This is a genomic window from Methanothermococcus sp. (genome assembly GCF_015523155.1).
GTDB lineage: Archaea > AGJL01 > Methanococci > Methanococcales > Methanococcaceae > Methanofervidicoccus.
In genome coordinates this window covers 1-13,843 of record NZ_WAKW01000049.1, presented here as the reverse complement: position 1 = coordinate 13,843, position 13,843 = coordinate 1, and the positions used below count along the sequence as shown (strand labels likewise).

Here is a 13,843-nt window from a genome sequence, read left to right as displayed (position 1 = left end):
AAGAATAATATATATGTGAAATAGTTATAAAATATATAACTAAAAAATATTAGTTAATATATTATTATTTGAAATGTGAAAAAATGATTCACAATAGACTTAAAGGGGTCGTAATATTATTTTTACTTTTATTTGGGGTTTTTAACACAGCTAACGCCATCAAATTTGAAAGCTATAACATTACCTGTAATATTGACCAAAGCAATAAAGTTCATGAAACTGTATTTTTGGATATTTATAACAATAACTCCGAAGATGTTAAAAATATAACTTATATAATTCCACAAAATGTCTATAATTTAAAAGTAGATTCTAACAGGGGCATAGAATCATTCTCAAAAAATCAAAAGGAGGGCTCTACGGAAATTGTTATTAAATTAAAAAACCCGATAAAAAAAGGAGAAAAAGGTTATTTAAAAATATCATTTGACAGCGATATAGTTTGGGATAAAGGGTATAAAAAATTATTATCTGTGAGCGTTCCAGCGGTGGATTCAAATTTTAGTATGACTGTGGTATTGCCGTTGGGGGCTGCTGTGGTATCGCCTGCTGAGGGACTTTTGAGTATAACGCCTCAAAACTATGTAATAGATACTGATGGAAAACATATATATGTGAAATGGAAGAAAAAATTAAATGCAAGTGAGGGATATTTTACAGCAACAGTATCCTATACGATATTAACGAGCACATATCAAAATCAAACCACCACCATATCCAATGATAAGTATTACAATATACTAATTGTAATTCTCATATTATTAGCAATAGGTTCCATATATGGGATTATATATGAAAAAAGAAAAAATATATCAAAAACTAAATACATTGAAGAATTAAGCCTTAAAAAAGAAGAATTAAACAATAAATTAAATGATTTAAAAAACAAAGTCAACATCTTAGAATCTGAAATAAATATTAAAGATGAAAATATTCGAAAACTAAGGGAAAAAAATAAAGAATTAAATAATGAAATAAATGAATTAACTTCGAAAATAAATAAATTGGAAATGGAAATAAATGATAAAGATAATACTATTAAAAAACTCAAGGATATGAACGACGAATTATTGAATAAGGTAAAATATTATAAAAGTGAAATAACTTCCCTAAATTCAAAAATAAATGAATTAAATGAATTATACAATAAAGAAATGGAAAAAATCGATGAATTGAATAAATATACTAAAAGTGTAATAACTGAAAAAGAAGAAACCATAGTTAAACTAAAAAGTACAATAAATGAATATGAACAAATCATATCTAATTTAAAAAACACTATAAATGAATATGAAAAAACCAAAGGCGAAATATTAATGAATATATTAACGGAAGAAGAAAAAATGATAATAAAACTAATAAGGGAATATAAAGAGATTACTCAAAAGGAAATTGTAGAGCTCACTGGATTAACAAAACCTAAGGTTTCAAGAATAGTGTCTGATTTAGAGGGACGAGGCATAATTAAAAAGATTAAAATTGGTAGGATAAATAAATTAACTCTTTCAGATAAACTAAATGGGTGGTTAAAATGACGACGAAAAACCATAATATATTATTTCTTTCTTTTTTGATTATGTTTTTATTTTTTGGATGTGTTAATGCCTTAAAAATTGGTGAAGAAAAACCTTCCCTTGTTAATAATATAATAATCACAAATGAAAATTGGGCAGATTATATAGCCGCTACGGAATATGCCTATAAATTAAATGGGATTATACTCCAAACTGAGGGAAATAAATTGAATCCTAATGTGGAGAATATAATAAGATCTATAAATCCAAAAAAAATAATCATTGTTGGAGGACCATTGGTGGTTTCTAAGAATATTGAAAATAAACTAAAAAAATACGGCAAAGTGATTAGAATTTGGGGACCTACAAGGGTAGAAACTGATGAAAAGATATTGAAACTGCTGAATAGCAACAATACAAAAGTTCTTGTTAATGGCTATAATTTTAGCGAGGTAGTTGGTATAGCATCTAATGAATATATTCCTGTTTATACCGCCGTAAATGTTTATAATCCAAATGATGTTATTAGGGTTTATGAAAACAATACTGTAAAAATATACGATATTCATAACAAGAGATTTATTGGAGAATACAATAAATCCGAGGTATTGGAAATTCCCCATAAAATAATTGTTTTAAATAAACCAAATATTGATGTAAAATATTGCTATAATAAAGATATACAAGCATACGGATATCCTATGATAAATATTAACTCCGATAATTATAATTATATATTGATGAAAAAAAACGATGTTTCTTTATTGTTACTGTCAAAATACTTAAATATATCTATAAATTCAATAAATATAACAAACCAATACAGCAAAAATTCTATGTTTCAGTTTGATTCCAATGCCGTAAATAACAGTATTACAGTTGCAGTTGATATTCTTGTAATTAAAAAAACATTGGAAATATACAGACAAAATGGAAATTTAGGTCAATCATTAAATGAGGCAAAAACACAGCTCTGGTCTAAAAATATTCCTGTGGATAAATACAATATACCTTATGACTACTTGAAAAACTACATTAAAAAAATCTGAACCTAAATAAAATATACTAATAAAATATATAATAATAAAATATATAAAAGAAAAAGGGAAAACTATGAAGATACTAATTTCCGTATGTGGTGAAGGATTTGGACATACTACAAGGTGTTTGGCAATTGGAGAAGAGCTCTCAAAAGAGCATGATGTAAAGTTTATAGCATACGGTAAAAGCATGGATTTTATAAAAAGATACAGTTGCGATGTTTTTGAAACCTATCCTGAAATAAAACTATCTGGAAATAACGGCAAATTTGACATTAAAAAAAGCATATTTAATAATAAATACAATCCTGCAAAGGCCATAAAAAGAGAGATGGAAATAATAAGAAAATATGACCCTGATTTAATTATATCCGATTGCAAATACAGCACGGTGGTAGCATCGAGATTTCTAAGAAAACCTTACTATATTATTACAAATCAAAATTATACAAGAATACACAATAGGGAGAAATTCATTGTTTATCCCGTTATGAAACTGTTAAATGTAATAAATAAATCTGCTGAAAAAGTTATTATTCCAGATTTGCCTATGCCTTATACCATATGCGAATATAACTTAACAAAATTGGACAATTTGTCATTTGTTGGACCAATAATTAGATACAAATTGGACGACTATGAAAATGAGAGGGGAGATTATATATTAAGTGTAATTGGGGGATTTGAATACAGATTTAGGATTTTAAAATTATTAAATGATGTGGCAGAAGAAAAAAACATAAAGGTGAAAATGGTTTGTGGCAGTTATGAGGTTGCAAAAAAACTCAACAAAATAAAATCATCAAATGTTGAGGTCATACCCCTAACTACCAACATGGGAAATTTGATAAAGAATTGCTCATTTATTGTTTGTCATGGCGGACATTCTACACTCATGGAGGCTATGAGTTTTGGAAAGCCTGTAATTACAATTCCTGACTTAGACCATCCAGAGCAGGAAAATAATGCAAGAAAGATAAACGACCTAAAATGTGGAATAGCATTATCTCACAAAACGTTGGAGCATGATTTAAGTAATGCCATTGACGAGATAAATGATAATGATATTTATTTTAAAAATGCTGAAAAATTAAGCAACATATGTAGAAATTATAACGGAAGAGACAATATAAAAAGAATAATCGACAACTACAAACCAGTTAAGGGCGTATTTAATAAACCAGTCTCTAATTTTAAAATTTAATTAATATCTTTATTTTTATTCAGTTATTAATTTGGATATTTAAATATATAAAAAAGGAGAAATGCATTTTATAAAATATAGTTATTATGGTATTATTATAGTATTATATAAAAAAATAAATATATAAAATACATACATTATAATTTAAATAAAAAGGTGTTGTAATGAAAGTATGTGTTTTATCAGGAGGAACTGGTACTCCAAAACTTATACAAGGGCTAAAAAAAGTCATGCCGGAAAAAGATATTACTGTAATTGTTAATACCGCAGAGGATACATGGTTAGGGGATTTATATCTTTCTCCAGATATAGACACCGTTCTATATACATTTTCAGACCTTATAAATGAAGAAACATGGTATGGTGTAAAGGGAGATACATTTACAACTCATGAAACATTGAAAAAATTTGAATCCAATGATTTCAAAGAGTTCTTACGAATAGGTGATAAAGACAGAGCTCTGAAGATGCACAAAACCCACTATATTAACAAAGGTTATCCACTGTCAAAAATTGTAGATATGGAAAGGGAAATATTTAATATAAAGGCAAATATATTTCCCATGACTGATGATAATGTAGAAACAAAAATATTGATAAAAGAAGATGATGAAGGGGGACATAAAAATAAGATTCTTTTAAAATTCCATGATTTTTGGATTAATAGAAAGGGAAATGCAGATGTATTGGATGTATTTTATGAAAATTCCAACTATGCAAGTGCAGTAGATGGTGCATTGGATGCCATTGAAAATTGTGATTTTGTAATAATAGGACCTTCAAATCCTATAACATCAATAGCTCCAATATTAAGTATAAAAGACATTAAAAAAGCCATTAAGGATAAGAGGGTCTTTGCAGTATCTCCAATAGTTGGGAATAGTGCAGTAAGTGGTCCAGCAGGCGTATTGATGAGAGCAAAAGGGTATTCTGTGGATGCCGTAGGAGTTTATAAATTCTACAAGGACATAATCAACACACTTGTAATAGACAATGCAGATAAAGATAAAATAGATGGTATAAAGTGCAATGTTGTAGTCACAAATATCATAATGAACAGTTTAACCGATAAGATAAAATTGGCAAAGGATATAATTGTGGGCTATAAGTCATTAGATAAGAAATAATAAATTTTTATAAATAATATATATTTCTATAAAAATATATGCTTTATGAGGAGAATATATAAAAACGAATTAGGATAATAAAAATATTTAAATCATAAATTAAAAAAATTAAAAAATAAATTTATTAATGTGAAATGTTTAAAACATATTCAAAATAAAGAAAAGATTATAAAATATAATAAAAGATGATGATAGTTATGATTCAAATTACAGTTATACAGATTGATAATTACGGACCATGGACAGTTACTCCAAATCCACGAAGAGAAAGTGATTTACAAGCTTTGCAGTCAAGACTTTACTGCGATTTGAACCTACAATTCGGAGCTCATAAAGGTCTTGTATTTTATACTAGATTTGATAATCTTATAGCGATTACAAATGGTATAGATATAACCACTCATGAAAGAATTCAAAACAGTATTAAAAACAGATACCCCTTCACAGTAAGTATGGCTGTGGCATCTGCGAAAACACCATACGAAGCCCAAAAACTTGCAACGAAAAAGATTCAAGAGCATGGAAGTGCCCAAGATGAATATAGAAAGGAAATATTAGATGTTGCAAATGATTTTGTCTTTGATAATGGCTATGTCCAATTAGCTCATGTTGATATAAATAATATTACAAAAACATTGACGGATTTAGAAAATGCCTATGACACTTATATAAATGTTAAGGAAGTTCATTTAAAACTCATGCGGGAACTTAAAAAATATGGTGCAATGTGTTTTTTTATTGGAGGGGATAATTTCATGTGTCCATGCAATGGAATGAGCGAAGGTGATTTTATAAATATATTTAACGATATAAAAAAATCCACAGGAGTTGAATTAAAAGCAGGTATTGGAATTGGAAAAACAGCAGAATATGCTTCAAATATGGCAGATATTGGATTAGAACTTATAAGGGATGGAAAAACAGAATATCAAGTATGCACATTGAACCATGAAAACTATGATATAAAGAAAAAATCTGCAAGAAATTTCTTATGTCCAATTTAAGGAAAAAGGCATTTTATTAACAAAGTAATAATTAGAATAATCGAAATAATAATAATAAAAAATTGATAACATGTCCCCTAATAATCACAACATACTAAAATTATGTGAAAATAAAAAAGTTACCCTTGCACCAATGGCCGGGATTACAGATGGAAGTTTCTGCAAAAAATATAAAAATTTGTTTGGTATTGTTAGTATTGGTGCCTATGATTTAGACGAAGCCACTCAAATTGCCAGTGAAAAAATTGTAAAAAGGGGAAGGAAAGAATTCATATACAATTTAGATAAATTCGATGATTTAATAAAAAAGGAAATAAATGAGGCAAAAAAAAGCAACGCATTGGTTTCTGTAAATATTAGATTCAAAGACATTGAAAAATCTATAAGTAATATAAAAACTATTGGAAAATACGCCGATATAATCGAATTAAACTGCCATTGCCGACAGCCGGAAATTACAGAATTAGGCATTGGACAAAATCTCCTAAAAAAAGAAAATAATATTATTCTAAAAAATTTTTTAGAAAAAATAAACGATTTAAACTTAAATATTCCTGTTTTTTTAAAGATAAGGGCAAACTTTATACCTGTTGAGGAATTAATTGATAATTTAAATAATGTAAGGCATTATTTTAATGGATTACATGTTGATTGCTTCAATCCAGGTAAAAATTATCCTGATTTAGATTATTTAAAAGAAATAACATATAATTTTGAAGATAAAATTATCATTGGGAATAATTCCATAAATTCAATCAAAGATGCAGAGGAAATGTTGAAATACGCTGATTTTATATCTGTGGCAAGATGTGTTTTGAAGGGAAATATTAAATGGATATATGATTTAAATATTAAATATTAATTATATTTATATATGTGCAAAATATATCACAACCGAAATATTTATATAGTATAACTCCCTTTGTATAGTTTGCTCGTATAATGAAAAAGCGGCCTTGATGTAGCCTGGTATCATACGGCCCTGCCACGGCCGATACCCGGGTTCAAATCCCGGAGGCCGCATTCTTACAACTTATGGTCTTAGGTTCCAAAACGAGCGAAGCGAGGTTGGATTTTTGATGCAACTTTTTCTAAAAGTTGCGTTTGAATCCCGGAGGCCGCATTCTTACAAATATCATATGTGCGCCAGTGGTGTAGCCTGGTATCACTCTGGCCTTCCAAGCCAGTAACTCGGGTTCAAATCCCGACTGGCGCATTTTTTTTATTTTAAGTAAGTATATTTATAAATTTAATTATAAAAATACTAAAAAATGAAATAAAGTAATTTATTGCATACTTCAAATATCTATTTTAACTTATTTTGGTAAGAAGTCCTCTACCGTTATAATTCCTTCATTTCGCTTACGAAGTAAGTGAGCGTTAAATTTTCAAATTACCGAAAGGTTTCGTTTAACCCCGTTCATAAGAGAGAAGATAATTCACATTACATAAAAATGCATATTATGTGGTGTTTAATTTTTATTTTATTTTTTCATTTTTATGTATATATTTATGTCTATAAGGATTCGAAATATTCTCTTTAAACTCTCTTGCTTCGTTTGATATATTTTTGTTATAAATAGTTCCTATCCTTTCAACTGCATCCAGAATTTTTATTGTATTTTCAAGGTATGAATATATATCCCCCGAATAGGTTTGTAGATTGAAATTTTCATAGATAATCTTTGAAATCTGCGATGGAGTTTTTTTGTTTATCCTTAGATTTAATATATATTTTGAGAAATATTTTATTATATCCTCTTCAATCATACCTTCAAATTCTATCATCCACGGTAGAATCCTATCTCTTAAATCCCTATCGGTTATTTTTGAAATATTTTCCTTTACAATCTCAAAGGCATCTATAAACCTTGTTGGAATATTGGTATGAATTATTTTTGAAATCTTATTTTTTATATTATTTGGGACGTATAAATTCTCAAAGGGGTTTATTAGAGCAGTTAAATCCATAATTGGTTTATTTAAATTAGTTCGAATGAGCTCGGCATCCTTAGGATATAAGAATGATATTGCCGTAGTATAGCCATATTTTGTAATGTCTATTTTGTTGTTATAGGATTTTATCATATGATAGTCGTTTAATTTACCAATAATATAATCTAAATCGTGATTTCTCCCCATTAATGGAACCTTATTTAATTCATTTTTATTAACTGATGTATTGCTATTAAACGATTTTAAATATCTTTCAATAGAGCCCACACTGGCAAGTATCTGTTCCAGTTCTTCATCCTCAGTATATTCCACCACAACATCCTCAGCTTCTGAGCTCAGTAGTTTAAATGCCACTTCGTCCTCGGTGTTTCCCATTTTAGCATGGTATTTTTTACCAATTTCCACAAGCATATAGACCTTTCCCCTATCATGCATGCCTTTTCTACCTGCTCTACCGCACATTTGCTGGAATTCTGATGGATTAAGCCAATCTCCGCCCATGGCTAAACTTTCAAGAACTACTGTGGATGCTGGAAAATCCACACCTGCTGCAAGTGCTGCTGTTGTAACTACGCACATAATTTTTTGATTTAAAAAATTATCCTCCACCATTCTCCTTCTTTTATACTCCATACCCCCATGGTAGTAATCCGATTTTATTCCCTTTGTATTTAAGAAATTCGAAATATATTCCGCCCTTTTTCTTGAATAGGTAAATATTAAGCTCTGACCTCTAAATCCATATTTTGATTTTGTGTTAAACTCTTTTTTAACGATTTCTTTTATTAAATTTAATTTATTATAATCGTTTTTAGCAAAAATAATATGTCTTTCAAGGGGAACAGGTCTTCCATTATATATAACCACATTTGCATTGAGATTCTTTGCGAGCTCCTCTGGATTTCCCACCGTGGCGGACAAATATATCATTTGGATATTACTTTTTAAGATGTTTTTTAAATACCTCAACCTGCTTATAAGTCCGTCAAGGCGAGCTCCCCTCTCTTCCATATTCAATGAATGAACTTCATCAATTACAACAGTTCCTACCTCCCTTAATTTTCCAGACCTAACCAAAAAATCAATACCCTCATAGGTTCCAACAACAATATCGGCATTTATATCCGTGTTTATGAATTCTGATTTATCCTCTGACAATCTCCCCATACCTACTCTTAAACTAACAGTTAGCCCCATTTTTTCATAACGTTCTTTAAATTCAATATATTTCTGATTTGCCAATGCTACAAGCGGAACCAAAAATAATAATTTCCCCCTACCTTCCTTTAAATTTTTTATACCTGCCAATTCCCCAATAAGGGTTTTTCCAGAGGATGTTGCAGAGGTAATTATCAAATCCTTTCCATCCAATAAGCCTCCTTTAACGGCAAGTGTTTGAACTGGTAGGAGCTCCTTTATGCCTCTGTTTTTTATAATTTCTTTTAATTCATAGGGAATATTCAACTGGTCTATTTTATAGTTTTCTATTTTATCCTCTTCACTACCCGTTAAAACATCATATTTTGTTAAATCAGGGTTATCCAGGGGATTTTTCATAACAAATAAATCTATTACTTTATTTACATCTTTAAATCTTCGTAAAAGTTTTTCTATAAATTCCTCGTTAATATTCACTTCATGTTTAACTTCCTCTACTGCACAGTCAAAACATATATATTGGTTATAAAATCTGTATCTGTTGCTTTTATCTATTTCGTTGTATCTCCCTTTTATTAGACAGAATGGGCAGAGCTCTATGTAATCATATTTGATATTATTCTGTTTTAAAAAATCTTCTAATTTTAATGATTCTTCGTCATTATTTAAATAAACCTTTTTACTAGTTTTTAGGACATTCATCACTTTTGAAGGCTGAATTGGTTTTATGTTCCCATCTTTTTCCTCCTTACATTTATATATACTTAATTTAGTGTTCGTCCCTCTTAAAGTGCCGTAATATTTTATGTTATATATAAGGTCAATTATTTCGAGCTCTTGTTTTTGTTTTTTCTTTTTTAGTTTTCTTATTATAATCAAGATATCACCAAAATTAAATTATTTATATAAAAAGAATAACATATATCATATTTAATTAAAATATACTTTATCATAACTTTGGTGGTTTTATGATAAAAAAAATATGCTCTTGTAGAGGGCAGATTAGCTTAGAATTTTCTATTCTCATGTTTGCAGGCATAACCGCAGCAGCATTGCTTGGGTATTATATGCTAAAATCTGCAATAAATGTTAAAAATACAAACATAGAAATTATAAATAAAACATCTGATGCCACAATGAATGCATTAAAAACTGTAAATTAAGGGATATTATGAAATTGATAGGTATTACAGGAATGCCAGGTTCTGGAAAAAGTGCAATAATAGAAATAGCAAGAAAATACAATATACCAGTAATTTCTATGGGGGACGTAGTTCGTCATGAAACTATGAAAAAGGGATTGGAATTAAATCCCGAAAATGTAGGAAATACAGCAGTAGAATTAAGGAAAAAATATGGAAACGAGGCAGTAGCAGTTCCATGTCTTCAATATATAGAGGAAAATTATAATAACGAAGAAATAGTTATCATAGAGGGCATACGAAGTATGTATGAGGTTAAATATTTTAGAAAATTCCATCCATTAACAATTATTGCAATACATTCTTCACCGAAAACCCGATTTAACAGGTTAAAATCAAGAAAAAGAGAAGATGATGCATCAGAATGGGCTAAATTTGTTGAAAGGGATTTAAGAGAATTGGAGTTTTCCATTGGAAGGGTAATATCTTTGGCTGATTATGTTGTTATTAATGAGGGAGATTATGCTACCTATTTAAATAATTTAGAAAAAATATTAAAAATGGCTATGGAAAATGATAATTAATTATTTTATAAAAGCCCAACCTCGCTTCGGTTGGAACCTAAAATAAGTTATAAAAATGTATTATAAAAATACGAGCCCGGAGGGATTTGAACCCTCGATCACGGGGTCCGAAGCCCCGTATTCTATCCAGGCTAAACTACGGGCCCTTATCATAGGTAATATATATTTATTTTACATCCTTGTTATACATTGTCCTCATGGTATATAAATATTTATTGGTGAAAATGTGAGAGAACTCTTAATAATAGGTGTTGGAGGATTTATTGGAGCAATATTACGATATATAATAAGTGGTATTATTCCAGTTAAATTTGGATTACCCACAGGTACGCTCATTGTTAATTTAATAGGGAGTTTTATAATTGGTTTTATTATGTATTCTTCATTAACATTGGACATTTCACCAGAATGCCGGCTTTTAATCATTACTGGATTTTGTGGGGCATTAACTACATTTTCAACATTTAGTTATGAAACCTTTTCACTACTGGACGAAGGATATATCTTAAAATTTATAATAAATATACTTTTAAATGTTTTTGGATGTATTGGCATGGTTTATCTTGGGAAGCTGATTTCATTGATACTATTTAAATAGGTTATATATAATTACATTATAGAAAAGTAATAAATATAAAAAGGTGATTTCTTGAAGATTAAACCAGAATGTGCAACATGTATTGTAAGACAGGTCGTAGATGCCTCAAAAGAAATATCAAACAATGAGAAAGAACAGTTTAATCTAATAAAAGCCTGTTTGGGAGTTATAGAGAAAATTTATGGAGAAGATGCAGTTGCAGCATGGATGGGAACTACTGTTCATAGATATCTAAAAAAAATAAGCGGAAATCCTGACCCTTATAAAAGATTAAAAGATACTGCAAACGAAATAGCATTAAATTATTTGGAAAAATTGAAAGATGAGTTAAAACTATGTAATGACTATAATCCATTAAACAGGATAATATGTAAAGTTAAATTAACCATAGCAGGCAATGTTATAGATTTTGGACCATATAGCACAGATATAGATATTAATAAAAAAATAGAAGAAACACTAAGTGGGAAACTAAAAATAGACCATAGTAAAGAGTTATTGAATGATTTAAAAGATGCAAATAAAATATTGTATATCTGCGATAATGCCGGTGAAGTGGTATTTGATAAAATACTAATTGAAGAGTTAAAAAACTACTGCGATGTTGTAGTTTCTGTTAAAGGGGCCCCTATACTAAATGATGCCACACTTGATGATGCAAGAATTGCAGGAATTGATAAGATTGCAAAAGTAATTACAAGCGGAAATGACGCCATAGGTGTTAGATTAGAAGAATCATCAGAGGAATTCTTGAAAGAATTTAGAGAAGCGGACATAATTATAGCAAAAGGCATGGGCAACTTCGAAAGTTTAACTGAATATGACATCGAACAGCCAATATATTATATATTTAAAGCAAAATGTCTCCCTATCGCCGAAATGGTCGGAGTTGAGGTGGGGGATAATATACTGTTAAAAAATAAAAAATTAAAAATAAAAAATTAAAAATAATAATAAAATTAATTAGTTATGGTGAAAAAATGGTATCGTACAAAGACGCAGGAGTAGATATCTACAAAGAGGACAAAATAATAAAGGCATTGGTATCTCAAATAACATTTAAAAGAACTGACAGCATAAAACCAGCGGAGGAATTAAAAGGGCACTATGCAGGAGCCATAGAATTCGGCGATTATTATTTAGTTTTATGCACCGACGGTGTAGGCAGTAAAATGATTGTTGCAGAAATGGCAAATAAATTTGATACTGTTCCCATAGATATGATAGCTATGAATGTAAATGATGCTATATGTATAGGGGCAGAACCTGTGGCACTTGTGGATTATATGGCAGTTGAGGATATAAATGAAGACATAGCGAGACAAATTGGTAAAGGATTAAACAAAGGATTAAAGGAATCCAATATAAACTTAATCGGTGGAGAAACTGCTACACTTCCAGATATGGTGAAGGGAATAGATATTGCCGGAACTGTGCTTGCCATTGTAAAAAAGGATGAGGTAATATCTGGAAATGATGTAAAAAAAGGAGATGTAATTATAGGTCTTAGAAGTAGTGGGATACACAGCAACGGTTTGTCCCTTGCAAGAAAGGTATTTTTCGACATTGGAAAAATGGATATTAACGATGAACTATCTCATGGAAAAACTATTGCAGAGGAGCTTCTTACTCCAACAAGAATCTATGTTAAACCAGTTTTAGAGATGATTAAAAAAATAGATGTTAAAGGGTTAGCACATATCACAGGAGGAGGATTTAGGAAGCTAATAAGGTTAAATAAAAATGTAGTTTATTTAATTAACAATCTTCCAGAGCCTCTTCCAATATTTAAAGAAATACAGAGAATCGGAAATGTTTCAGACGAGGAAATGTTTAAAACATTCAACATGGGCATAGGATTTTGTATAGTGGTTGATAAAGAAGATGCTGAAAAGGTCATTGAAATCGCAAATCACCACAATATCCCCGCTTATATTATTGGGAAAATAGAGGATGAAATTGAAGTAAATGGAAAAAAAATAAATAATAAGGTAGTTGTTGAATATAAAAACAAAAAAATTATGATGGAATGAATTTAATTTATTTTTTTATTTTATAAAACCAAAAATTTTATATATTAGTAATAACTTAGAATTTTTATCAATAGGGCTGGTAGATCAGACTGGGAGATCGCCGCATTGGCTATGCGGAGGCCGCGGGTTCAAATCCCGCCCAGTCCATATATAAATTTAAAAATTTTATCCCCTATAACATTTATACATATATATATTTTAATTAAATAATTATATAAAAATATATTTTTATAAAAAAATAATAATTTATACTGACATAAACATAGGTTTAAAACTTTATATAATATGGAGATTTATTTATATATTACCTCATTAATAATAATGGTGATATTATGAAAATCTCAGTATATGGTGCAGGAAACCAAAACCTGTATGTAAATCAATTAAATCTTCCTAAAAATTATGGTGGGGAGGCACCTTATGGTGGAAGTAGAATTGCCATGGAGTTTGCAGAAGCTGGACATGATGTTGTACTTGCAGAAC

The 13,843-nt window shown here is 29.4% G+C and carries 12 protein-coding genes, 4 tRNA genes and 1 pseudogene; 15 read left to right on the top strand and 2 right to left on the bottom strand.

The annotated features are described in order from the left end of the window. Positions 1-83 precede the first annotated feature (83 nt). The 8 genes from F7B34_RS04910 to F7B34_RS04875 all read left to right on the top strand — a co-directional run bounded on the left by F7B34_RS04910 (position 84) and on the right by F7B34_RS04875 (position 7,105). Entirely contained in the window at positions 84-1,535 is a 1,452-nt protein-coding gene (locus tag F7B34_RS04910; protein WP_292460720.1) for a winged helix-turn-helix transcriptional regulator, read from the top strand. Next, positions 1,532-2,563 carry a cell wall-binding repeat-containing protein gene (locus tag F7B34_RS04905; protein WP_292460719.1) on the top strand — a complete coding sequence of 344 codons (1,032 nt, stop codon included), beginning with the start codon at positions 1,532-1,534 and terminating at the stop codon, positions 2,561-2,563. The genes F7B34_RS04910 and F7B34_RS04905 overlap by 4 nt, the downstream gene beginning before the upstream one ends. A 64-nt stretch (positions 2,564-2,627) precedes the next feature. After that, positions 2,628-3,758, top strand: a complete 1,131-nt coding sequence (locus F7B34_RS04900; RefSeq protein ID WP_292460718.1) for an MJ1255/VC2487 family glycosyltransferase — start codon at positions 2,628-2,630, stop codon at positions 3,756-3,758. Positions 3,759-3,922: 164 nt separating this feature from the next. Continuing rightward, positions 3,923-4,885, top strand: coding sequence for a 2-phospho-L-lactate transferase (cofD, locus tag F7B34_RS04895; RefSeq protein WP_292460717.1), 963 nt, complete (start codon positions 3,923-3,925; stop codon positions 4,883-4,885). Positions 4,886-5,082: 197 nt separating this feature from the next. Next, positions 5,083-5,889, top strand: a complete 807-nt coding sequence (locus F7B34_RS04890; RefSeq protein WP_292460716.1) for a GTP cyclohydrolase III — start codon at positions 5,083-5,085, stop codon at positions 5,887-5,889. A gap of 70 nt (positions 5,890-5,959) precedes the next feature. Further along, positions 5,960-6,751, top strand: a complete 792-nt coding sequence (locus F7B34_RS04885; protein ID WP_292460715.1) for an MJ0144 family RNA dihydrouridine synthase-like protein — start codon at positions 5,960-5,962, stop codon at positions 6,749-6,751. A gap of 88 nt (positions 6,752-6,839) precedes the next feature. Beyond that, a tRNA-Gly gene (locus F7B34_RS04880) sits at positions 6,840-6,912 on the top strand. Positions 6,913-7,032: 120 nt separating this feature from the next. Further along, a tRNA-Gly gene (locus F7B34_RS04875) sits at positions 7,033-7,105 on the top strand. Between the two features lie 263 nt (positions 7,106-7,368). Here the strand turns inward: F7B34_RS04875 and F7B34_RS04870 are convergent. Then, on the bottom strand, positions 7,369-9,882 hold the full coding sequence (locus F7B34_RS04870; protein ID WP_292460714.1) for a DEAD/DEAH box helicase: 2,514 nt from the start codon (positions 9,880-9,882) through the stop codon (positions 7,369-7,371). A gap of 89 nt (positions 9,883-9,971) precedes the next feature. Between F7B34_RS04870 and F7B34_RS04865 the strand changes: the two genes are divergently transcribed. Together F7B34_RS04865 and F7B34_RS04860 are read left to right on the top strand one after the other, a co-directional pair. Continuing rightward, positions 9,972-10,166 carry a class III signal peptide-containing protein gene (locus F7B34_RS04865; protein ID WP_292460713.1) on the top strand — a complete coding sequence of 65 codons (195 nt, stop codon included), beginning with the start codon at positions 9,972-9,974 and terminating at the stop codon, positions 10,164-10,166. Positions 10,167-10,174: 8 nt separating this feature from the next. Then, complete coding sequence (locus F7B34_RS04860) at positions 10,175-10,729, top strand: AAA family ATPase (RefSeq protein ID WP_292460712.1); 555 nt, start codon at positions 10,175-10,177, stop codon at positions 10,727-10,729. Between the two features lie 71 nt (positions 10,730-10,800). Here F7B34_RS04860 and F7B34_RS04855 read toward each other — a convergent pair. After that, positions 10,801-10,875: transfer RNA gene (locus F7B34_RS04855), tRNA-Arg, on the bottom strand. Positions 10,876-10,955: 80 nt separating this feature from the next. Between F7B34_RS04855 and crcB the strand changes: the two genes are divergently transcribed. The 5 genes and pseudogenes from crcB to F7B34_RS04830 all read left to right on the top strand — a co-directional run. Further along, entirely contained in the window at positions 10,956-11,327 is a 372-nt protein-coding gene (gene crcB / locus F7B34_RS04850) for a fluoride efflux transporter CrcB (protein WP_292460711.1), read from the top strand. Between the two features lie 51 nt (positions 11,328-11,378). Then, positions 11,379-12,272 (top strand): DUF89 domain-containing protein, encoded by an 894-nt coding sequence (locus F7B34_RS04845; RefSeq protein WP_292460710.1) that lies wholly within the window; start codon positions 11,379-11,381, stop codon positions 12,270-12,272. Positions 12,273-12,307: 35 nt separating this feature from the next. Then, positions 12,308-13,360, top strand: a complete 1,053-nt coding sequence (gene purM, locus F7B34_RS04840; RefSeq protein ID WP_292460709.1) for a phosphoribosylformylglycinamidine cyclo-ligase — start codon at positions 12,308-12,310, stop codon at positions 13,358-13,360. A gap of 73 nt (positions 13,361-13,433) precedes the next feature. Continuing rightward, a tRNA-Ala gene (locus tag F7B34_RS04835) sits at positions 13,434-13,507 on the top strand. 185 nt (positions 13,508-13,692) lie between these two features. After that, positions 13,693-13,843: pseudogene (locus tag F7B34_RS04830) on the top strand (H(2)-dependent methylenetetrahydromethanopterin dehydrogenase-related protein); the annotation flags it as partial.